The following is a 20,039-nucleotide window of genomic DNA, read 5'->3' on the forward strand; positions in this document are numbered from 1 at the left end:
TGACACCATGGTTGATCGAATCAAACACGACGCTCCGGTACTCGTGATCGGTCTCGGCCGGTTTGGGGCCGCGTGTGCCGGGGAGCTGGACCGCCTGGACCGCGAGGTACTGGCGATCGATACCGACATGGAGCTGGTGCAGAAGTGGTCGGACCGGGTGACGCACACGGTCCAGGCCGACGCCCGTAACATCGAGGCGCTCAAGCAGATCGGCGCGCAGGACTTCTCCATCGCCGTGGTTGCCGTGGGCTCCTCGATCGAGGCGAGTGTGCTGATCACCGCGAACCTGGTGGACCTCAAGGTGCCGCAGATCTGGGCGAAGGCCGTCTCGCAGTCGCATGGCAAGATCCTGGCCCGGGTGGGCGCAAACCACGTGATCTATCCCGAGGCCGAGGCCGGGGAGCGCACCGCGCACCTGGTGAGCGGACGGATGCTTGACTTTATTCAGTTCGATGACGACTTTGCGCTGGTCAAGATGTATCCGCCCAAGCCCATCCGCGGGATGAGCCTGGACGAGTCGGGGGTGCGCACCAAGTACAACATCACGGTGGTCGGGGTGAAGTCTCCGGGCAAGCCGTTCACCTATGCGACCGCCAACACCGTGGTGTCCAATCACGACCTGGTCATCGTCTCGGGGACCTCGGCGGATATCGAACGCTTCGCGGCGCTGGGTTCCTAGCCGGGCGCACGTCCCCCAGATTTCGATGCGTGACGTTGCATGACGTCCGCCCTAGACGCACCGGGGTGACAGCGCGCATCCTGAGATGCATGAACAATCAGCTCTCGAGTGATCCGGTGGCGCAGCTGCGTAGCGCGCGCTCCTCGATCAAGTGGACCCGTTATCCGGCCGACGTCCTCCCGCTGTTTGTTGCCGAGATGGACTACCCCGTGGCCGCTCCGATCACCGCGGAGTTGATTGCCCGGGTGGGTGCCTCGGACCTCGGTTACGTGGATGGTCCGGGTCCGCTGACCGCCGCGTTCTCGCGTTTTTCCACCGAGCGGTGGGGCTGGACCCCGGATCCCGAGCGGGTGCGGATCGCCACCGATGTGAGTGTGGGCATCGTCGAGACCCTGCGCTACGGCCTGCGCGCCGAGGCGAACGTGGTCATCACGCCGCCGGTGTATCCACCCTTCTATGAGCTGGTCGAGGAGGCCGGGCACCGGCGCGTAGAGGTGCCCCTGATCGAAACCGACGGCACCTGGACCCTGGACCTGGTGGGCCTGGAGACGGCGTTTGCCGCCGGTGCCGACGCCTTCCTGCTGTGCAACCCGCATAACCCGATCGGGATCGTGCACACTCGCGATGAGCTTTCAGCGATTGCCGCCCTGGCCGCGCGCTACGGCGTGCTGGTCATCAGCGACGAGGTGCACGGCCCGCTGGCCCATCCGGGACACCCGTTCACGCCGTTCCTGGCGGTGGCCGGGGAGCACGGGGCCTCGGCGGTAACCGTGACCTCGGGCTCGAAGGGCTGGAACCTCGCCGGGGCCAAGTGTGCGCTGGTGATTGCCGGAGACGCGATCACCACCGAGGTGGTGGATCGTTTCCCCGAGGAGGTTGCCTGTCGGGCCAGCATCCTGGGTGTGCACGCCAACACCGTTGCCTTCTCGTGTACCGACTGGTTGGACGACACCGTCACCAAGATCGTCGAAAACGACCGCCTGCTCGCCTCACTCTTTGCCGAATTCCTCCCCGCCGCCACCTATGTCCGCCCGCAGTCCAGCTATCTCGGCTGGCTTGATCTGCGGCCGCTGGGACTGGGGGACGACCCCGCCGCCTTCCTGATCACCCACGCCCGTGTCGCGCTCAACGCCGGGCACACCTACGGGGATTCGGGCCGCGGCTTTGCCCGGATCAACCTGGCTTGCGATCCCGACGTGCTGCGCGCCGCCGTGGAGCGCATCGCCGCCGCCACCGCCCTGGTGGTTGCCGCCTAGTCCCGCTTTTCGTCTCGGAAATCCTCGGGCAGGCTGTGGGCCCGATCGTTGGCAATAATCTCGCCTGAGCGTTCCTGCGCGGCCGGTGCCCAGCCGTACGCGTCCGTGGCCGCGGCGTCGGCAAACGGGCGCAGCGCACCGCGGGCGCTACGTCGGATGCGGCGACGCGTGATGACCCGGATGATCACAACCAGTAGCGCGCCGCCCACCAGCGCGCAGAGAACAAAGCTCACCCACTCCGACAGTGCGTCCATGCGGTTCCCCTCCCCCGGGTGCCACCTACGTCTCGCACGCGGAGGCTTCCCTGCCCAGGGTAGTCGGGTACGGCGGGCGACACAGCGCGTGCGGCGAGAGCGCCTCCGCAGCGGTTCGGGATCCGTCGCGCACCGAGGCCCCGCGGGACTCTGACCGCGGGGCCTGCTCGTTCGGCCTAGTACCCGGCGGCGCTCACCGCGTCGAGGGCGTGGCGGAGGTCGGCGATGATGTCCCCGGCGCTCTCGATCCCGATCGAGAGGCGCACCAGACCCGGGGTGATGCCTACGGCCAGGCGCTCCTCCTCGGTGAGCTTGGCATGGATCGTGGAGCCCAGGTGGATCGCCAGCGAGCGCACGTCGCCGATGTGGGTCATCGGGGTCACCAGGTCCAGCGCGTCGATGAAGACGCGGGCGGCGTCGCGGCCCCCGACGAGGTCAAACGAGACGATCGATCCGGCCCCCTGCGGCAGGTACTTTCGGGTCAGCGGATAGTACGGGCTGCTCTCCAGCCCCGGATAGTGGATCTGTCGCAGCGCCGGGTGCCCCTCAAATTCGCGGGCCACGGCGAGCGCGTTGTCCACGTGCCGTTCCATCCGCAGCGAGAGGGTTTCGATGCCCTGCAGCAGCAGGAAGGTCGAGGTGGGCGGCACGGTGGGTCCGTATTCGAGGATCGTCACCGTGCGCAGGAACCCCAGGTACGCCCCGGTCCCGAAGCGCTTCACGGCCGAGCCGACGCCGGGACGCGGCGAGGTGGTGAGGTGCGGGAAGCGGTCGCCGTTCGCGGCCCAGTCAAACGTCCCGCCGTCGATGACCGCGCCGCCGATCACCGAGCCATGGCCGGCCAGCCATTTGGAGGTGGAGTGGATCACGATGTCCGCACCCCATTCGATCGGTCGACAGAGATAGGGGGTGGCCACCGTGGAGTCCACCACCAGCGGAACCCCGGCGGCGTGGGCGATGTCGGCGAGCGCCGCGATGTCCACCACGTCCCCCAGCGGGTTGGGGATGGTCTCGGTGTAGATCGCCCGGGTACGCTCGGTGACCTTCGAATGCCACACCTCGGCCGGAGCATCGGCGGGGACGTATTCGACGCTGAGCCCCTGCCGGGCCAGCGAGGTGCGGAACATCTCTCGGGTGCCCTCATAGAGGTTGGTTGTGGCCAGGATGTGGTCGCCGGTCTGGGCAAGCGCAAACAGGGTCACCGCGATGGCCGCCTGCCCGCTGCCCACCAGAACCGCATCCACCCCGCCCTCCAGGTCGGCGATGCGCTTGGCCGCGACGATATTGGTCGGGTTGTCATTCCGGGAGTAGGCCCGACGACTGGATGCTCCGGCGAAGCGCTCCTCCCCGTCATCAAAACTGGAGAACCGGTACCCCGCGGTCTGATAGATCGGGGTCACCCGGGCGGTGGTTTCGGCATCGTTGATCTCCCCGGCGTGAATCTGCCGGGTCTCAAAGCCATAGGACGGGGAACCTGTGTGGGCTGACATGGGGCCACGCTACTCGCGGGATGCCACCCGAGTCACCCCCTGGGTAACACACGGCAATCTTCCCTTCCCGGCCTCGTCACACGCGTTCATCTGTCGACGCATAAGGACACGATTGCCCGATGCGGGATCCCCCGCTCCTAGGCTGACACCGCAGCCTGTGGCCCGCGCCCGATCCGCATTCGGGTGGGCATCCCGGGCGCTCCCACCGCAGCGATGCCCGGGAGTTCGATTTACAACGCAAGGGGAGACACATGTCGGCGATTCGAGGTGAAAAGAAACTCGGGTTCTTTACCCGGGTACTGGATCAGGTGGGCTCCGGGGACAGGCTTCGCCTCGCACTCGAACAGATTGTGCACGCCGAGTCCTTTGGCTTTGATTCCGCCTGGGTCGCCCAGCACCACTTCAACCCGCATGAGGGCGGACTGCCCAGCCCGTTTGTGTTCCTCTCCCATGTGGCCGCCCACACGAGTCGCATCCGGCTGGGCACCGGCATCGTGACCCTTCCGCTGGAAAACGCAGTGAGGGTCGCCGAGGATGCCGCCGTCTTTGACCTGCTCTCGAATGGACGCCTGGAACTCGGCGTCGGCAGCGGCGGAACCCCCAGCGCGTTTGCCACGTTTGGACGTAACCCCGCCGACCGCTCGCGCGACTTCGCCGCGGGCCTGCGGGTGCTGCGTCAGGCGCTCGCCGGGGAACCGTTGGGCCGCAATCGCAATCGGCTCTCCCCGCCCGCACCCCGGCTGACCGAGGCGATCTGGCAGGCCACCTTCTCCCCCGCCGGCGGCACCCGTGCCGGACGTGCGGGCGACGGGCTGCTGCTCTCGCGCACTCAGCAGCGCTCCCCGCGCACCCCGAACCTGACCCTCGCCGAAATCCAGGACCCCATCGTGGATGCCTACCTGGAGGCCCTGCCCGCCGGGGTCGCCCCGCGCATCTCCGGGGCCCGCACGGTGTTTGTGGCCGATGACCGGCGCACCGCGCTGCGCTTTGCCGAGGCCGGGTTGCGGCGGGCGGCGGCGCAGTTCCGGGCGGCCGGTCAGATCGTGCTGGGTGACACCCTGCCCGAGCTGATCACCGAGTTTGATGTGCACCTGGGAACCCCGGAGGAGGTCACCGCCTCGCTCTCGGCCGACCCGATCCTCGAGCGCGCCACCGATCTGGTGTTCCAGGTGCACTCGGTGGATCCCCCACACGAGTACATCCTGCGCTCGATCGAGCTGATCGCCACCCAGGTGGCCCCCGCCCTCGGCTGGGCACCGGCGCTCGGCAGCCCGGCACCCGCGCTGTCCTAGATCGTTTCATCTTCGCCTCGCCTCGAAAGGAATTCAGCATGACCCAGGATCTGATTGATCACCTGGTCGGGATCGCCCCCGGCTCCCCGGTGGACCTCGTCCGCTCGCGCCGCCCCGAAGCCCGCGCCAACGCGCAGGCCAGCTATGACGCGCTGCTGGAACCGGCCGAGGCCGGCGCGGTGTCCGCGGTGGATCGGTTTGCGCTCGCCGCATTTGTCACGGCGATCAGCGCCGAACCTGCCACCGCCGGGTTCTACCGCGAGTACCTGAGCGAACTGGATACTCACGTGGGTGCGCGGATCGAGTCGCTGGCCGCCGCGGCCGCCGCCACCGGTCCGTTCGGGCACTACCCCTCGGCCGCGCTGGCGTCCGAGAACACCGAGGGTCTGCGCTTCGAGGTCCCCGAGGCCGACCGCGCGGCCCTCGGCGCACCGTTGGCCGCGGCCCTGGAACACGCACACCTGCTGGTGTTCCGCCCCCGAGAAGCGAGCGCCGCCGCGCTGCAGCAGCTACTGGATGCGGGCTGGGATGAAACCTCGATCGTGGTGATCTCGCAGCTCATCGCGTTCCTGAGCTTCCAGCTGCGCCTGGTCGCGGGGCTGCGCCTGCTGGCCCAGGATCCGGCCACCACCGGCATCATCACCGACCACACCCACGCCGAGACCGTAGGAGCACACGCATGAGCGAGACCACACCGGGACAGGTCCTGGACTACCCCGAGCTGCGCGCCCCCGAGGTCTTTACCCGCGACGGGCTGGGCTGGGTGCCGTGGATCGCCCCGATCCCCGAGGATGAGCTGACCGCCGAGCACCTCACCGCGCTGGTGGACAAGAATCGCGCCAAGATGCCGTATTTCCGTCTGCTGGTCCGCGCCCCCGAGGCGCTGCGTGCACGTACCGCGACCGACAATGACATCTTCTACAACACCGATGCGGGCCTGCCTCGTGCCGACCGGGAGCTGTCCGCGGTGGCCGCGTCACGCAGCAACGGCTGCCTGTTCTGTGCCTCGGTGCACGCACGTTTCGCGACCCAGCAGTCGGGCCGTGCCGAGGACATCGACCGCATCCTCACCGACGGCATCGACTCCGCTCAGGATGAGCGTTGGAGCGCCATCATCGACGCCTCGGTGGCGCTGACCGCCACCCCGGTCGCCCTGTCCCAGGACCACCTCGATGCGCTGCGCGCCGCGGGCCTCGACGACCTGGAAATCGCCGATGCCCTGCACGGTGCCGCCTTCTTCAACTGGGCGAACCGCCTGATGCTCTCCCTGGGTGAGCCGGAGCTCCCGGCCCCCCGCTAGTCCCTCTCCATTCCAATTGACCCAGGATCGCACCTTACGATCCTGGGTCAATTGATTGAAGTGCTAGGACTTGTTCACTCCCACGGGCTTTCGGAAGGCACCGCTTGCGCCGTAAATGAGAAGTGCTATCAGCGCGGCAACCATGGTAAACACTCCGATGCCGGTGAACCCCCGGAAACCGACAAGAAGCGGCCCCCCAACAATGGCACCAATCGTGGTACCCGCATACATCGCGGCATTCGAAAGGGAGGACACGGTGCCCCTATCTGGCCCCGCGTGTCCCTGTAGCTGCGCCATCAGAACCGGAAATACAAGCCCCCCGAAGGCCATAGCCAGGGTAAGGAAGAGCACGGCAATCCAGATATTTATCGCCAATGCACACAGCAGGTAGAACAGCCCGACCCCGACGATACCTGCAATATGCATTCGTCGGTTCCCTATCCACTCAGCCACCCGCCCGCCACTGAGCGCACCGGCGGCATTTCCCAGACCAATGACAACCATTGCGATGCCGATTACGGTCTGATTAGCACCGAAATCACGAGCAAACCAGGATCCGATAAACGACAGGGCGCAGAAGTTACCCGTTTGGAATATGAGATATCCGAGCAGCCCCAAGGCCAATGGCCTAGACCTCAGGACTCTAAGATAGGCGGCAGCGGGGTGTCCGGAGGCGGGGTGAGGATTTCGCACGCTGGGGAACCGCGCGAAAAGGATGACCCACAGCATGATACCGAACGCCCCGATCATGAAAAACGGCACGCGCCATCCAAATACCGAGAGGAAAGATGCGAGCGGTATACCCACCACCTGTGCAATGGCCAATCCCGCGGTTGCAAATCCCATGGTTCGAACGATCATGCTCGAACGAACCAGAACGGGGATTGAGGCCCAAATCTGTGGTGAGACAAACGCAGCGGCAACCCCGGCGAGGAATCTCGCGACAACGAGAGGCCAAAACCCCCATGCAATCCCACATGCGATCGTGAATACGACGAATCCGCTGAGACCGACAAGTAGCACCGAACGTCGATCAACCCGATCCGAAAGAGGCCCCGATACCAATGCGCTCAAGGCATACCCAATTGCGTAGGCGGAGACAAACCACCCAGATGCTTCGATTGAGACGCCTGTTTCCTGGCGCAAAAGCGGCAGCAGCGGTGCGGTAAGGAACGTGTCGGTGCCGATCACGAAGAGCGTCAGGAACGCAAGCGTTCGAATGTTCCGCTCCGCATTCACACGCGCGTCGGGGACAGTGGGCTCAGTCATTCCAGACTCCTGGAACGAAGTCTTTCTAATTTGATAATCATCGAACTAGAATCGTTCACACCGTGACCCACGTCAATACAACGGAAGAGGCGGACAAGTGACCACACATCACATCAGATTCGAAAACCACGTTTTGAGGCTGGTCCACTAATGGGTACGCCTTTACCCCATCCGGCCGCCTCGGATATTCGCCTCGACCAGGTTCTCTCCGCACTCTCGGACCCGGTTCGAAGAGAGGTTTTGGCTCGCATCGCGAGCGAGGGTCCTAAGTTCTGCGGAGATTTAGACTTCCACGTCTCAAAATCAACGATGTCCTATCACTTTCGCGTTCTGCGGGAATCCGGCCTGATGCACACCGAGGTTGTGGGCAATCACCGCCGGATTACCCGACGAGATGACCTCATCGAAACGACATTTCCCGGCCTACTCACCGCCGTCGATTTGCCATCAAATCTTGGGCGCTGGAGCGAAGAATCCGAAACTTAGAGGTGCCGTGCTCAACGTTCAAGAGCCATGACAAAGCGCGGGGCTCGATAGTCGAGCCCCGCGCCTGTGGGTGTCCGGCCGCTACGCCTGCTTCGGCAGCAGATCGTCGAGGAAGCCCTGCCAACCGGCCAGCGCGGCCGCCTGCTGCTCGGGGGCGAAGCCGGGGGTTTCCTGGCTGAAGTGGATCAGGGTGCCGTCGATGCCATCCTCGGCGGCCGGGGCGAGGGTGACCACCACGGCGGCACGCTCGGGTTCGGCTGGGTTGTCGGTCAGGGTGAAGACAAAGCGCTCGTTGGGCACAATCTCCAGGAAGTCGCCCGCCCAGTTGATCGTGTTTCCATCCGGCAGCACCATCGTGGCCTTCCAGGTGCCCTCGATCTCGGGGGCGAAGTCGAGCTGGTCGAGGGGCACCTCAATTGTGTTCCCACCGAACCAGCGGGCGAAGTGCTGCGGGGTGGTCCACGCCTCAAAAACCTCGGCGGGACTCGCCTCAAAGAACCGATCGATCTCGATGCCGTCGGCGGTAATTCCGGTCATGATGCCTCCTGGGTTGAGTGCGCGGGACGGGGCTCGCAAGGCCGTGCAGCGGTGCGAAAATCCCACCCGTTAAATGCACCACGAACGCGCCGCCGAGTCAACCACCAGCGCCCGCCGAAACATGCCGTAACACCAGGAAGAAACCTGCCGTAATACTCGCCGTTTTGCCCCTGCGGCGTTGTTAGTCTCGGGTCACGGCATCGCCAGACGATGCCCGGAGCGAGCGCCGAGCCCGGTATCCGCCCCACCGATATTTTCCCCAAGGAGATAGGTGTGGCTACTACCTTTTCATTTGAGCTTTACCCGCCCCGATCGGCCGCCGCGGCCGATGCGCTCGAGGTATCCCTCGCGCACCTGGTGGCATCCGGACCCGAGTTCATCTCGGTGACCTACGGGGCCGGCGGCACCACCACCGACCGCTCCCTGCGCGTGCTCCAGCAGCTGCGCGCGGGCGGGGTCGACGCGATGGCGCACCTCACCTGTGTGGGTTCCTCCTATGCCGAGGCCTCGGCGATGATCCACGAGTTTCTCGACGCCGGGATCACAAAGTTTCTGGCGCTGCGCGGCGATCCCCCGGCGGGCGCGCAGGAGGGCGAGGACTTCCTCGGGGACCTCGGCTCCGCCGGCGAGCTGGTGCAGCTGATCCACCGCATCCGCGCGGAAAAGGCCCAGTTTGTCCAGCCTCCGTTGGCCGGATTCCCGCGGGGCACGCGGCTCGCGGCACAGCCCAAGGTCACCATCGCCGTCGCCGCGTTCCCCAACGGTCACCCGCGCTCACGCTCGGTCTCGCAGGATCTCGATACCCTGCTGGCCAAGGAGGCGGCCGGGGCAAACCTGGCGATCACCCAGCTGTTTTTTGATCCCGAAGACTATCTGCGCTTTGTGGATCAGGCCCGGGCCGCGGGCATCACGATGCGCATCCTCCCGGGGATCATGCCCGTGCTCAGCCCCGAACGACTGCACCGCATCGTGCAGCTCACCGGCGAAAAGCTTCCCACCGAACTGCTGCGCAAGCTCGAAGCGGCGGGATCCCCCGAGGCGCAGTTTGAGGTGGGCGTGGACCACGCCAGCAGCCTCAGCCGCGCCCTCCTGAACGGCGGCGCCAGCGGCCTTCACCTCTATACCTTCAACCAACACCCGGCCGTCCTGCGCATCCTGCGCGAGACCGGTCTCTACGTCCCCGTAAAGGAATACGCATGACCCACACACCGTTCCCCACCGGCACCATCCTCGGCTATCCGCGGATCGGTCCGCGCCGTGAGCTCAAGCGCGCGGTCGAGGCCTTCTGGGCCGGCAAGACCTCCGCCGAGGAGCTGGAGACCACCGCCCGCGAGCTGCGTGCCGGTACCCGCGAGCGCCTGGCCGCACTCGGCCTGGGCCGCGAGGACTCCTCGATCCCCGAGGCCTTCAGCTACTACGACCAGGTACTCGATGCCGCGGTCACCGTGGGTGCGATCCCCACCCGCTTCGAGCGTCTCGTGGCCGAGGATGGCACCGTAGACCTCGCCGGCTACTTCACCATCGCCCGCGGTGAGGGCGCCGATGTGCCCGCCGAGATGACCAAGTGGTTCGACTCGAACTACCACTATCTGGTGCCCGAAATCGGCCCCGACACCACCTTCCACCTGGCCTCGCGTCGCCTGGTCAACGAGGTTATCGAAGCCCGCGAGCAGGGCTTTGTCACCCGCCCGGTGATCGTCGGCCCGGTCACCCTGCTGGCCCTCGCCAAGCCCGCCGTGGATGCCCCCGCCGGCTTCACCCCGATCTCGCGCCTCGACGACCTGCTGCCCGTCTACGCCGAGCTGCTGGCCGCCCTGCGCGCCGCCGGTGCCGAGTGGGTGCAGCTGGATGAGCCGGCCCTGGTGAGCGAGAGCATCGAGGTGCCCCGTGCCGAGCTGCTGGCGGCCGCCACCCGCGCCTTTGAGGTGCTGGGAGGCGAGAGCGAGCGTCCGCAGATCTTCGTCGCCGCCCCCTATAACGACCTCGGCGACGCCCTGCCGGTGCTGCTGAACAGCCCGGTTGAGGCGATCGGCGTGGACCTCGTCCGCGGCGCAGTGCCCACCGGTTTCGAAACCTCAAAGACCCTCGTCGGCGGCGTGATCGACGGTCACAACATCTGGCGCGGCGACCTCGCCGGTGCCTGGGAGACCCTGGAGAGCCTGCGCGCGCTGAGCCCCAACGTCGCGGTCTCCAGCTCGACCAGCCTGTTCCACGTCCCGCAGGATGTGACCGTGGAGACCAAGCTCGATCCGCGCCTGGTCCCCTGGCTGGCCTTCGCCGACCAGAAGGTGGGACAGATCGCCCTGCTCGCTACCGCCCTGACCAAGGGTCCCGTTGCGATCTCGGCCGAGCTTTCCGAGGCCACCGCCGCCCTCGCCGACCGCCACTCGGCGCCCGGCGTGCGCGACGGTGCCGTGCGTGAGCGCGCGGCCGCCCTGACCGACGCCGACTTCACCCGCGGCGACTACACCGAGCGCCTGAGCGCCCAGGACGCGGCACTCGGCCTGCCCCCGCTGCCGACCACCACGATCGGTTCGTTCCCGCAGACCGGCGATATCCGCCGCGAGCGCGCCCGCTTTGCCCGCGGGGAAATCACCGAGGCCGAGTACCGCGGCGCGATGGAGGATGAGATCCGCCGCGTGGTTGACCTGCAGGAGGAGATCGGCCTGGACGTGCTGGTGCACGGCGAGCCCGAGCGCAACGACATGGTTCAGTACTTCGCCGAGAACCTCGACGGTTTTGCCGTGACCGAGCTCGGCTGGGTGCAGAGCTACGGCAGCCGCTGTACGCGTCCGTCGCTGCTGTGGGGCGACGTGTCGCGTCCGGCACCGATCACCGTGGACTGGTCCACCTTTACCCAGTCGCTCACCGCCAAGCCGGTCAAGGGCATGCTGACCGGTCCCGTCACGATCCTCGCCTGGAGCTTTGTCCGTGATGACCAGCCGCTGGCCGACACCGCCAACCAGGTGGCCCTGGCCCTGCGCGACGAGATCGCCGACCTCGAGGCCGCCGGCATCGGCATCATCCAGGTGGATGAGCCCGCACTGCGCGAGCTGCTGCCGCTCAAGCTCGCCGACCAGCCCTCGTACCTCGATTGGTCGGTAGGATCCTTCCGCCTGGCCACCTCGGGCGTGGCCACGGAAACCCAGATCCACACGCACCTCTGCTACTCGGAGTTTGGCGTGGTGATCGATGCGATCAACCGCCTGGATGCCGACGTGACCTCGATCGAGGCCGCCCGCTCCAAGATGGAGGTTGTACCGGACATCGAGCGCTCGGGCTTTGGCCGCGGCATCGGGCCGGGCGTCTACGACATCCACTCGCCGCGCGTGCCCAGCGTGGATGAGGTCACCGAGCTGCTGCAGACCGCGCTGGGGTCGATCCCGCAGCGCCAGGTCTGGGTCAACCCGGACTGCGGCCTGAAGACCCGCGGATATGACGAAACCGTGGATTCGCTGCGCAACATCCTGGCGGCAACCCGCACCGTGCGCGAGACGCTGAGCGCCTAGCCCAGACCCGAACGGCGGGGTCGGAGAACATTCTCCGGCCCCGCCGCTGTTTTACGGGCGAGGTCGTGCGCTGCGGCGCGAGGCCGTCCGGAATCTGCTGACCGAGGCGCAGCTCTCGCAGAGCGACGCGGGTGCCCTGCTCGGGCTCTCCTACCAACGGGTGCAGCAGCTGGCGAAGGCGGTCTAGGAGGCCGAGGCCTGCAGCCTCCTGGCCTTCTCCCAGGACGGAAAGTCCGCAACCACGCAGATCACCACCGGCGATGAGGACCCCACCTGCCTCACCACCATGAAGCTCGGCTAGCTGCCGGCCGCGAGCTCCTTGGCCCGCGCCAGGGCGGCGTCGGTCGCGCGGATAAACATCTGGTCCAGACCGGCGTCGTTCATCACCGCGAGCGCACGCTCGGTGGTGCCCTTGGGGCTGGTCACGTTGATCCGCAGCTGGGTCGGGGTCTGGTCCGATGCGGCCAGGAGTTCGGTGGCCCCACGGAAGGTGCCCTGCACCAGCAGGTCGGCCTCGTCCGAGGTGAATCCCTTTTCGATGGCGGCGGCGGTGAGCGCCTCGATCAGCGCAAACACGTAGGCGGGGCCGGAGCCGGAGATGGTGCTGAGCGCGTCGATCCGGTCCTCGGCCACTTCAAGCACCTCACCCACGGTCTCAAAGACCGCACGCACGGCGGCCATCGCGGCCGCATCGGCGCGGGTACCCGGGGCGATACCGGTGACCGCGCGGCCCACCACGGCGGGGGTGTTCGGCATCGAGCGCACCACGATCGCGGTGTCGGGCAGGATCGACTCGAAGGTCTGGATGGTCACGCCCGCGGCCAGGCTCACCACGATCGCGCCGGGCTTAAGCGCCGGGGCGATCTCGGCGAGCAAGTCCGGAACCATGCCGGGCTTCACACCGATCAGGATGATGTCGGCGCCCGCGACGGCCTCACGATTGCCCTCGGGGTTCTCGTTCAGCGCGACGCCGGTCACGCCCTCCAGCTTCGACAAGGCCTGGGCCTTTTCCGGCGTGCGGTTGGTCGCGATCACCGGGCTGGTGGCGGTGGCGCCCGAGGTGACGAGGCCGGAGAGAATCGCCCCGCCCATCGAACCGGTACCGAGAAATGCGATGCTGGGTGCGTTCGTGGAGGTCATTCCCCCATCCTAAATCCGCGCCGTGTGCGCATGCCCGCGTGGCGTGATTCGGATTACCCTGGGACCATGAACCTCGAGCCGCTACTGCTTCGCCTGGACCGTATCGCCGGTGGATCGCGCGCCTCCGAGCGCATCGCCGAGGAGGCTCGCACGCATCCGCGCACGGTGCGGGCATTCCGGGCGGTGACGATCCTACTGCTGATCGAGCTGGTGCTCGGCATCGTCGCCGTGGTGATCGCGCTCGTCCTGCTGGGCCGCGGCGAGCACGTGCCGCTGTCGGTGTGGACGCGCAGCGTGGTGGTACTCGGCATGACCGCGACCCTGTTCTACTTCTCCTGGCGCGCGCAGCTGGGCTGGTCCTGGGGCTATTCGAGGCTGCGGCTGTTCAGCAAGATTTTCCCCGTGGTGACCCTCGTGCTCGCGGCAATCCCCGGGTTCTACCCGGTGTGGATGATCACCGAGCAGATCATCTTCAGCCTGATCCTGATCGGCGTGGCCGACTACCTCGACTCCGACCACATGCGCGACACCTTCCGTCGCCCCACCCCGCCGGCTACCGTGCGGGACTAGGATGTGATCCACCACACGAGGGGGATCACATGAGTACACAGGGCGGCAATCGCGCCATCATCGCGGCACTGCTGGCAAACGTCGGCATCGCGCTGACCAAGTTCATTGCCTGGTTCTTCTCCGGCTCGGCCTCGATGCTCGCCGAGGGTGTGCACTCCCTCGCCGACTCGGGTAACCAGCTGCTGCTTCTGCTGGGCGGAAGAAAATCACGCCGCCTGGCCGACGAGGAGCACCCGTTCGGGTACGGACGCGAGCGCTATGTCTACGCCTTTGTGGTCTCGATCATCCTGTTCTCGGTCGGTGGCGTGTTCTCGATCTACGAGGGCATCAATAAGCTCACCCACCCGCATGAGCTGGAAATGTGGTGGCTGCCGATGGTGGTGCTGACGGTCGCGATCGGGCTCGAGGGCTTCTCCCTGCGCACGGCGATCCGCGAATCTAATCACACCCGCGGAACCCAGTCCTGGATCCAGTTCATCCGCCGAGCCAAGGCCCCCGAGCTGCCCGTAGTTCTGCTGGAGGACGTGGCCGCGCTGATCGGCCTGGTGCTCGCCTTCCTCGGCGTCGGCCTCACCGTCATTACCGGCAACGCCACCTGGGATGCGATCGGCACCCTGGCGATTGGTGCGCTGCTGGTTCTGGTTGCGATCGTGCTGGGCATCGAAACCAAGAGCCTCCTGGTGGGGGAGGGGGCCACCGCCGAACAGGCCGCCGCGATCCGGGATGCCATCGTGGCCGGGCCCGAAGCCGAGCGGATCATCCACCTGAAGACCCTCTATCTGGGACCCGAGGAGATCATGGTGGCGGCAAAGATCGCCGTGGACCCGGCCCGCACGGTCGCCGAGGTCTCCGAAAACATCAACGTGATCGAGGCTCGCATCCGCGCCGCCGAACCGATGGCGCGCGTCATCTACCTCGAACCCGACGTGGATCGCGAGCGGGTTTAGCCTCCGGCCGAACTACAGGTCGGTCGGGCTCGCCAGGGTCTCCCGGAAAAACTCCACCAGGATGGCCGCGCACTCGGCTTCGCGCACGCCCCCGACCACCTCGGCGCGGTGGGCGAGGCGGCGGTCCCGCAGCAGGTCAAACGCGCTGCCGGCGGCTCCGGCCTTGTCCTCCCAGGCCCCAAAGACCACGCGGGGGATGCGGGCTGCGAGAATCGCCCCGGCACACATGATGCATGGCTCCAGGGTGACCACCAGCGTCAGATCGCGCAGCTGCCAATCTCCCCGTGCCGCGGTGGCCGCACGGATCGCCTCGATTTCGGCGTGCGCGGTGGGATCGTGGCGGGCCTCCTTGAGGTTAAATCCGGTTGCCACCACGGTGCCCGCGGGGTCAACCAGAATGGCTCCCACCGGGACATCCGCACTTTCCGCGGTCAGGCGCGCCTGTTCCAGGGCCAGGCCCATCCAGCGCTCATCTTCCGCGCCCACACTCATTACCACCGCAAGGTTCCCTTCACCCAGGTATTGTTAACAGTATGCGAGTGCACGTAGCCGATCACCCCCTGATCACCCACAAACTGACGGTCCTGCGGGACAAGAACACCCCGTCGCCGATCTTCCGGTCCCTCACCGAGGAGCTGGTCACCCTGCTCGCGTATGAGGCAACCCGTGAGGTTCGCACCGAGACGGTCGAAATCGAGACCCCGGTCACCACCACCACCGGACTCGCGATCTCCTCGCCGCGTCCGCTCGTGGTCCCCATCCTGCGTGCCGGTCTGGGCATGCTCGAGGGCATGGTCAAGCTGCTCCCGACTGCCGAGGTCGGCTTCCTGGGCATGCTGCGCGACGAGGAAACCTTCGAGCCGAAGACCTATGCCGAGCGTCTGCCGGATGATCTGTCGGGTCGCCAGTGCTTCGTCCTGGACCCGATGCTCGCGACCGGCGGTTCGCTGGGTGCGGCGATCAAGTTCCTCTTTGACCGCGGCGCAGACGACGTGACCGCAATCTGCCTGCTGGCCGCCCCCGAGGGTGTGGCCGCGCTGGAGAAGCTCACCGAGGGCCGCGACGTCAAGCTGGTGCTGGGCACCGTGGACGAGCGTCTGGACGAGCACGGCTACATCGTTCCCGGCCTGGGCGACGCGGGCGACCGCCTCTACGGCCTGGTCTAAAACTTCGTCCCTGGCACCCGGCCAGGGCCCACGGCGGCATCGGTTTTCCGATGCCGCCGTTTTTTATTCCCCCCAATCAAGGGTGATCAGTTGACAGCATGCTTCGCTCTGGGCATAATCGGCATATGACTGAATTCGCGCGTACCCGGAGCTCCCTCGAGTCTCATGGGACTGTGGGCATGATGATGCCCCGTAGCGCTGTCATGTGTTGTCGAATGTGCAGCTAGCTCGCTAGCTTCCGCCAACGTCTCCGCCCCGCTTCTCCTCATCCAGAAGAAGACAAAGCGTCGAGACCCGGAGCGTTTTTGAACGCGACTCCCCCGGAACGACCTTCCGATTCGTCGATCCGGATACACACAACACACCCGTCGTAACGGCCCGGCCGAGGCATCAGCCCCCGGATCGCCGTCGACACCAAAACGTTTAGGGACTTCTCATGTCGATCGCCACCATCACCACCGCACCCGCCACTCGCAGCGCCGAGGCAGACCGCATCGCCACCGCACTCACCGCCGGACGCACCACCACCAGCACCGCGGTTCCCGCCGTCGCCCCGGTTGTGGCCGCAGCCCCCGCGGCACCGGCCGCTCCCGCAGCCCCGCGTCTGCGCTCGGTCCCCGAGGGAACCGAGGCTCGCGGCTTCGTTCTCTACGTCGGACTGGATGAGGCCAAGGCCCTGGCCGACGGCTCGAGCCTCGGTCAGGTTGTTCAGGCCCTCAAGGACCTCGCCGCCCAGATCGCCCCCGCCTCGGAAACCTACGCGGCCGTTGCCCTGGCCCCCGCCGGTGCCGGTGGCCGCGACATCGACGTGGTTCGTCTGGCCCTGCAGGAGCCGGCGGCCCTCGCCCGCCACCGCGACACCGAGGAGAGCCACACCGGCGAGCTCGACCGCGCACACGCCGGCGTCGTGATCGACCTCTCCCGCAAGCGCCTGGCCCTGGACAACACCGCCGTCTCGCTCACCTTCAAGGAGTTCGAGCTGCTGCAGTACCTGGTCCTGCGCGAGGGTCGCACCGTGGACCGCGCCGAGCTGATCGGTGCCCTGTGGAACCCCGAGGATGAGGAAGCCGCTCCCAACGAGCGCACCATCGACGTCCACATCCGCCGTCTGCGCGCCAAGCTTGACCGTTACGAGGACATCGTCCGCACCGTTCGCGGCGTGGGTTACCGTTTCGACCGTCACGCCGACGTCACCATCCGCTACGCATCGGCACCGAGCCCCGACCTCTTCTAGATCGCGGGCGGCCACGGCCGTAACGTCAGATCCGGTGTATATCGGGGTTCATCAGCCCGAAAACCGTGCGGTCTTCTGGAATTTCACCGGATTCACAGGCGATTGTCATACGGGTATGGCCCTACCCTGACACAATCGCTTACATGCTGGTCTTATGGAACACTTCGCCGAGACACCTACCTGGTCCCAGTATGCAAACCTCCTGGGCAGTTCGCTCCGTCATCTTCGACTCGGGCGAGGCCTCAGCCAGGAGCAGGTCGCAATGGCCGCCGGAATCAGTCGTTACACGTATCAGAAGTTCGAAAAGGGCGAGTCTCGTCCGGGAACTTCGGCCAATCCATCACTCCAAAACGTCCTCGCGCTTAGCCAGGTCTTCGGGGTACCCATCGAGGAACTTTTGCCCAGCACTCCGCCGGACCTCAGCGACCGCTAACATCCGGGATCGGGTGTCGGTTCACGCTCGGGCTGGTGTTCGCGCTCGGGCCGGTGTTCAGGCTCACGCCGATGCGCAGACGCAGGCCCGTGTTCGGGCTCGAGCCCACTTCCACATCGGAGCTCATCACCACGTGCGGTGCACGCCGGCGCACTACGCCGAGGGGGAAGATTATCTTCCATCGGCACGCCCAATGGCCTTCCGAGCGGTGAGTGTCGGGGGGTCAAGTTAGGCTCAGAATGTGCCGGTGAAGGGATCCACCGATGAAAACAGCCCTGCTTCACCCCCGGCGTTCGACACCCACCGGGTTCGAACACCCAACGCCCTCCGACGGTGCCATTCCCCCGGCACCGGGGCCCGCAGCTTCCGCAGCGGAATACGCCCACTTTGAGAACCCCGTCCAGCCCGAGACCGGATTTCGGTCGGCCGTCTCCTCCGATGCCGCGGCATCCACGCGTTCAGAGTTTGTGCACGCGGATGCCGAGGACTCCCACGGAGAACCGCGCTGGCTGGCGAGCGTGGCCACCGTGCTCCAGTTCGGCCCCCTGCCCGAGCTTCGACCCGTGCTGCTCGACATTATTGTCAATCCGCAGTCCCCTCCGGACGAGCCGGTAGTGGTGATCCACTCCGATGAGTTCGGCGAGCACCTGATCCTCACCCCCGAGAGTGCCCGACGGTTGGGCACGGCGCTCACCACGCTATTCGCGGACGTCGGCGGGAGCGTGCCCGAGGCATCACTCGCGCCAGAGACCGACGCGCTTTCGCCCCCGGAGGCGCTGCCGACATCCTCGGAGGTGCCTCGCTGAGGCACCTAACGCGGCGTGCCCCGCACCCCCTTCCGGGTCGTGCGGGGCACGCTCACCGAGCGCGGAGCCGAGCGCTGCGCTAAGCGTAGTGCCGAGCACAGTGCCGGTCTAGGAGGCGGCGACCACCTTGCGGTCCTGGCGCGGCCACACCACCTTCTGCACAATGATGATCACCGAGGCGGCCACCGGAATGGCCGCCAGCGCGCCGAGAACGCCTCCGATGGTTCCTCCGGCCACCGCGGCGATCACCACCATCGCGCCGGGAACCGCGACCGCGCGGCTCATGATGCGTGGGGAAATGATGTAGGCCTCAACCTGCAGGTAGATCAGGTAGTAGATACCCGTGATCAGGGCGAGGCTGGGGTCCACCAGCAGGCAGATCAGGGTGTTCAGGATCGACGCGCTCAGGGTACCCACCAGTGGAATCAGCGATCCGATAAACGCGAAGAATGCCAGCAGGAACGGCATCGGTGCCTGGATGATCGAGAGCAGAATGAGGCTGAGCACACCGTTGATCAGGGCGAGAGACACCTGCCCGACCACATAGCGGCCGACGGCACCGGTGATGTCCTCGGAGATCTTGGCAAAGCCCGTGCGCTGGTAGGCGGGAACGAAACGGTAGACGGTCTGCTTCATCGAGCGCAGCGACGCCATAAAGTACAGGGTCAGGATCAGCACGATGATCAGCCCGGTGATGCCGCTGGCGACGCCCGCACCCACCTGGGCCAGGCCGCCTCCGATCGCCACCAGGTTCTTCGGGTCGCCCAGGAAGTCCGTCGCGCCCTTGATGACCTGCTTAATATCCACCGAGTCACCCAGCAGCTTCTGAATCTGCAGCACGATGTCGTTCTTCTGGAAGTCCGAGGCGAAGCCGGGGAAGTCGCGGATCAGGTTGGAGGACTGTTCCACCAGCACCGGAATGACCGCCAGCAGGAGCCCGGCCAGGGCCGCCAGCACCACGAGCACCACCGCGGCAATCGCCGCGGGCCGGGGCATACGCTTCTCCAGCCAGGAGACCAGCGGGTCAAGCCCCAGCGCCAGGAACAGGGCGATGCCGATGTACACCAGGACGGTGCTTAGCTGGCTGACGATTCCCCCGAGGAGGAGCGCGATCAGCACACCCAGTGTGCCCACCAGACCGATCCTGAACGCGTTAACGTGCACGCCGGATCCGCCCGCGGGCTCGCGGTGCAGTCCCACATCGCCGCCGGAACTCAGCCGAGGTTCCGCATCGGGGCGCGTCGCCTTCTTCTTCATCCGTGTCTCCTCACGTGTGTGCGGCGCTTGAGCGGCCGCACGGGGTCGGGGTTCAATTGTGGACCCAAAAATCTCACATCGCCGGATTTCCGGGGAAACAACATCCGTGCCGCGTGGGCGATCGAGCGAATACTGCCACACGGCAAACTCCCAGCCGCCGAGGCGATGAAACCCTGGTAATCGTTACCTGGATGTTATATATTCGTACTGCGTTCGAAGTTTTGCTGTGACGACGAAACGCACATGTGATTGCAGGACACTCTTGGTGCAAGGGGAAGGGCCGATCGTACGCCTCTACGATCGGCCCTTGTTCATGTCCGCCCCAATCCCCCGGCCATTCTCCGCGTGTATTCCCGGGGCCGCTGCGCCAGGGGCGAAACTTCCCAGCCCGCCCCTCGGCCGCGAAGGCGGTAC

General features: G+C 66.3%; 21 protein-coding genes. 14 read left to right on the forward strand and 7 right to left on the reverse strand.

Annotated features, from left to right (window positions below; translation table 11 throughout):
• Window positions 1-7: 7 nt before the first annotated feature.
• Both C7C57_RS14215 and C7C57_RS14220 read left to right on the forward strand, forming a co-directional pair.
• Window positions 8-679, forward strand: a complete 672-nt coding sequence (locus tag C7C57_RS14215) for a TrkA family potassium uptake protein (protein ID WP_030149180.1) — start codon at window positions 8-10, stop codon at window positions 677-679.
• Window positions 680-768: 89 nt separating this feature from the next.
• On the forward strand, window positions 769-1,935 hold the full coding sequence (locus tag C7C57_RS14220) for a MalY/PatB family protein (RefSeq protein WP_187976913.1): 1,167 nt from the start codon (window positions 769-771) through the stop codon (window positions 1,933-1,935).
• On the opposite strand, the gene C7C57_RS14225 is transcribed toward C7C57_RS14220, so the two are convergent.
• Together C7C57_RS14225 and C7C57_RS14230 are read right to left on the reverse strand one after the other, a co-directional pair.
• Window positions 1,932-2,189, reverse strand: coding sequence for a hypothetical protein (locus C7C57_RS14225; protein ID WP_187976914.1), 258 nt, complete (start codon window positions 2,187-2,189; stop codon window positions 1,932-1,934). The two genes, C7C57_RS14220 and C7C57_RS14225, sit on opposite strands and share 4 nt — an antisense overlap.
• A gap of 176 nt (window positions 2,190-2,365) precedes the next feature.
• Window positions 2,366-3,679 (reverse strand): O-acetylhomoserine aminocarboxypropyltransferase/cysteine synthase family protein, encoded by a 1,314-nt coding sequence (locus C7C57_RS14230; RefSeq protein ID WP_187976915.1) that lies wholly within the window; start codon window positions 3,677-3,679, stop codon window positions 2,366-2,368.
• A gap of 251 nt (window positions 3,680-3,930) precedes the next feature.
• Here C7C57_RS14230 and C7C57_RS14235 point away from each other — a divergent pair, with 251 nt between their 5' ends.
• Genes C7C57_RS14235 through C7C57_RS14245 form a run of 3 tightly spaced genes read left to right on the forward strand, consistent with a single transcriptional unit; the run spans window position 3,931 to window position 6,271 of the window.
• Window positions 3,931-4,971, forward strand: a complete 1,041-nt coding sequence (locus C7C57_RS14235; protein WP_187976916.1) for a putative FMN-dependent luciferase-like monooxygenase — start codon at window positions 3,931-3,933, stop codon at window positions 4,969-4,971.
• 38 nt (window positions 4,972-5,009) lie between these two features.
• Entirely contained in the window at window positions 5,010-5,654 is a 645-nt protein-coding gene (locus tag C7C57_RS14240; protein ID WP_187976917.1) for a CMD domain protein, read from the forward strand.
• Window positions 5,651-6,271, forward strand: coding sequence for an alkylhydroperoxidase domain protein (locus C7C57_RS14245; protein WP_187976918.1), 621 nt, complete (start codon window positions 5,651-5,653; stop codon window positions 6,269-6,271). The genes C7C57_RS14240 and C7C57_RS14245 overlap by 4 nt, the downstream gene beginning before the upstream one ends.
• Window positions 6,272-6,334: 63 nt before the next feature.
• Here C7C57_RS14245 and C7C57_RS14250 read toward each other — a convergent pair whose 3' ends face one another.
• Window positions 6,335-7,540 carry an MFS transporter gene (locus C7C57_RS14250; protein ID WP_187976919.1) on the reverse strand — a complete coding sequence of 402 codons (1,206 nt, stop codon included), beginning with the start codon at window positions 7,538-7,540 and terminating at the stop codon, window positions 6,335-6,337.
• A gap of 150 nt (window positions 7,541-7,690) precedes the next feature.
• On the opposite strand from C7C57_RS14250, the gene C7C57_RS14255 reads away from it, so the two are divergent.
• Window positions 7,691-8,026, forward strand: coding sequence for a helix-turn-helix transcriptional regulator (locus C7C57_RS14255; RefSeq protein ID WP_187976920.1), 336 nt, complete (start codon window positions 7,691-7,693; stop codon window positions 8,024-8,026).
• Between the two features lie 81 nt (window positions 8,027-8,107).
• Here C7C57_RS14255 and C7C57_RS14260 read toward each other — a convergent pair whose 3' ends face one another.
• A complete protein-coding gene (locus tag C7C57_RS14260) occupies window positions 8,108-8,563 on the reverse strand; it encodes an SRPBCC domain-containing protein (protein WP_187976921.1) in 456 nt (151 codons plus the stop codon).
• 273 nt (window positions 8,564-8,836) lie between these two features.
• Here C7C57_RS14260 and C7C57_RS14265 point away from each other — a divergent pair, with 273 nt between their 5' ends.
• Entirely contained in the window at window positions 8,837-9,763 is a 927-nt protein-coding gene (locus C7C57_RS14265) for a methylenetetrahydrofolate reductase (protein WP_255505705.1), read from the forward strand.
• Window positions 9,760-12,072: a 5-methyltetrahydropteroyltriglutamate--homocysteine S-methyltransferase gene (metE, locus tag C7C57_RS14270; RefSeq protein ID WP_187976923.1), complete on the forward strand. Its 2,313-nt coding sequence runs from the start codon at window positions 9,760-9,762 to the stop codon at window positions 12,070-12,072. Before C7C57_RS14265 ends, metE begins: the two co-directional genes overlap by 4 nt.
• Window positions 12,073-12,369: 297 nt before the next feature.
• On the opposite strand, the gene proC is transcribed toward metE, so the two are convergent.
• The gene (proC, locus tag C7C57_RS14275) at window positions 12,370-13,212 is read right to left on the reverse strand and encodes a pyrroline-5-carboxylate reductase (protein ID WP_187976924.1); all 843 of its coding nucleotides are present in this window, start codon (window positions 13,210-13,212) and stop codon (window positions 12,370-12,372) included.
• 66 nt (window positions 13,213-13,278) lie between these two features.
• On the opposite strand from proC, the gene C7C57_RS14280 reads away from it, so the two are divergent.
• A complete protein-coding gene (locus tag C7C57_RS14280; RefSeq protein WP_030149168.1) occupies window positions 13,279-13,782 on the forward strand; it encodes a hypothetical protein in 504 nt (167 codons plus the stop codon).
• Between the two features lie 29 nt (window positions 13,783-13,811).
• Entirely contained in the window at window positions 13,812-14,729 is a 918-nt protein-coding gene (locus tag C7C57_RS14285) for a cation diffusion facilitator family transporter (RefSeq protein ID WP_187976925.1), read from the forward strand.
• 12 nt (window positions 14,730-14,741) lie between these two features.
• Here the strand turns inward: C7C57_RS14285 and tadA are convergent, their stop codons facing one another.
• Window positions 14,742-15,221, reverse strand: a complete 480-nt coding sequence (tadA, locus tag C7C57_RS14290; protein ID WP_223144763.1) for a tRNA adenosine(34) deaminase TadA — start codon at window positions 15,219-15,221, stop codon at window positions 14,742-14,744.
• Between the two features lie 41 nt (window positions 15,222-15,262).
• Here tadA and upp point away from each other — a divergent pair, with 41 nt between their 5' ends.
• The 4 genes from upp (at window position 15,263) to C7C57_RS14310 (ending at window position 18,368) form a co-directional block, all read left to right on the forward strand.
• Window positions 15,263-15,895 carry a uracil phosphoribosyltransferase gene (gene upp / locus C7C57_RS14295; RefSeq protein ID WP_030149165.1) on the forward strand — a complete coding sequence of 211 codons (633 nt, stop codon included), beginning with the start codon at window positions 15,263-15,265 and terminating at the stop codon, window positions 15,893-15,895.
• A gap of 436 nt (window positions 15,896-16,331) precedes the next feature.
• On the forward strand, window positions 16,332-17,129 hold the full coding sequence (locus C7C57_RS14300; protein ID WP_030149164.1) for a winged helix-turn-helix domain-containing protein: 798 nt from the start codon (window positions 16,332-16,334) through the stop codon (window positions 17,127-17,129).
• Between the two features lie 154 nt (window positions 17,130-17,283).
• Complete coding sequence (locus C7C57_RS14305) at window positions 17,284-17,562, forward strand: helix-turn-helix domain-containing protein (RefSeq protein WP_030149163.1); 279 nt, start codon at window positions 17,284-17,286, stop codon at window positions 17,560-17,562.
• A gap of 263 nt (window positions 17,563-17,825) precedes the next feature.
• Entirely contained in the window at window positions 17,826-18,368 is a 543-nt protein-coding gene (locus tag C7C57_RS14310) for a hypothetical protein (protein WP_187976926.1), read from the forward strand.
• Between the two features lie 108 nt (window positions 18,369-18,476).
• Here C7C57_RS14310 and C7C57_RS14315 read toward each other — a convergent pair whose 3' ends face one another.
• Window positions 18,477-19,625, reverse strand: a complete 1,149-nt coding sequence (locus C7C57_RS14315) for an AI-2E family transporter (protein ID WP_081864157.1) — start codon at window positions 19,623-19,625, stop codon at window positions 18,477-18,479.
• Window positions 19,626-20,039 lie beyond the last annotated feature (414 nt).

The organism is Mycetocola sp. JXN-3 (assembly GCF_014522285.1).
GTDB classification, from domain to species: domain Bacteria; phylum Actinomycetota; class Actinomycetes; order Actinomycetales; family Microbacteriaceae; genus Mycetocola; species Mycetocola saprophilus.

Excerpts from the sequence above, each read along its gene's own strand:
- C7C57_RS14230 (WP_187976915.1), bottom strand. The coding sequence starts at position 3,679 with ATGTCAGCCCACACAGGTTCCCCGTCCTATGGCTTTGAGACCCGGCAG.
- C7C57_RS14235 (WP_187976916.1), top strand. The coding sequence starts at position 3,931 with ATGTCGGCGATTCGAGGTGAAAAGAAACTCGGGTTCTTTACCCGGGTA.
- upp (WP_030149165.1), top strand. The coding sequence starts at position 15,263 with ATGCGAGTGCACGTAGCCGATCACCCCCTGATCACCCACAAACTGACG.
- tadA (WP_223144763.1), bottom strand. The coding sequence starts at position 15,221 with ATGAGTGTGGGCGCGGAAGATGAGCGCTGGATGGGCCTGGCCCTGGAA.
- C7C57_RS14225 (WP_187976914.1), bottom strand. The coding sequence starts at position 2,189 with ATGGACGCACTGTCGGAGTGGGTGAGCTTTGTTCTCTGCGCGCTGGTG.
- C7C57_RS14240 (WP_187976917.1), top strand. The coding sequence starts at position 5,010 with ATGACCCAGGATCTGATTGATCACCTGGTCGGGATCGCCCCCGGCTCC.
- C7C57_RS14285 (WP_187976925.1), top strand. The coding sequence starts at position 13,812 with ATGAGTACACAGGGCGGCAATCGCGCCATCATCGCGGCACTGCTGGCA.
- C7C57_RS14220 (WP_187976913.1), top strand. The coding sequence starts at position 769 with ATGAACAATCAGCTCTCGAGTGATCCGGTGGCGCAGCTGCGTAGCGCG.
- C7C57_RS14280 (WP_030149168.1), top strand. The coding sequence starts at position 13,279 with ATGAACCTCGAGCCGCTACTGCTTCGCCTGGACCGTATCGCCGGTGGA.
- C7C57_RS14315 (WP_081864157.1), bottom strand. The coding sequence starts at position 19,625 with ATGAAGAAGAAGGCGACGCGCCCCGATGCGGAACCTCGGCTGAGTTCC.
- C7C57_RS14260 (WP_187976921.1), bottom strand. The coding sequence starts at position 8,563 with ATGACCGGAATTACCGCCGACGGCATCGAGATCGATCGGTTCTTTGAG.
- C7C57_RS14300 (WP_030149164.1), top strand. The coding sequence starts at position 16,332 with ATGTCGATCGCCACCATCACCACCGCACCCGCCACTCGCAGCGCCGAG.
- C7C57_RS14310 (WP_187976926.1), top strand. The coding sequence starts at position 17,826 with ATGAAAACAGCCCTGCTTCACCCCCGGCGTTCGACACCCACCGGGTTC.
- metE (WP_187976923.1), top strand. The coding sequence starts at position 9,760 with ATGACCCACACACCGTTCCCCACCGGCACCATCCTCGGCTATCCGCGG.
- C7C57_RS14250 (WP_187976919.1), bottom strand. The coding sequence starts at position 7,540 with ATGACTGAGCCCACTGTCCCCGACGCGCGTGTGAATGCGGAGCGGAAC.
- C7C57_RS14255 (WP_187976920.1), top strand. The coding sequence starts at position 7,691 with ATGGGTACGCCTTTACCCCATCCGGCCGCCTCGGATATTCGCCTCGAC.
- C7C57_RS14245 (WP_187976918.1), top strand. The coding sequence starts at position 5,651 with ATGAGCGAGACCACACCGGGACAGGTCCTGGACTACCCCGAGCTGCGC.
- C7C57_RS14215 (WP_030149180.1), top strand. The coding sequence starts at position 8 with ATGGTTGATCGAATCAAACACGACGCTCCGGTACTCGTGATCGGTCTC.
- proC (WP_187976924.1), bottom strand. The coding sequence starts at position 13,212 with ATGACCTCCACGAACGCACCCAGCATCGCATTTCTCGGTACCGGTTCG.
- C7C57_RS14305 (WP_030149163.1), top strand. The coding sequence starts at position 17,284 with ATGGAACACTTCGCCGAGACACCTACCTGGTCCCAGTATGCAAACCTC.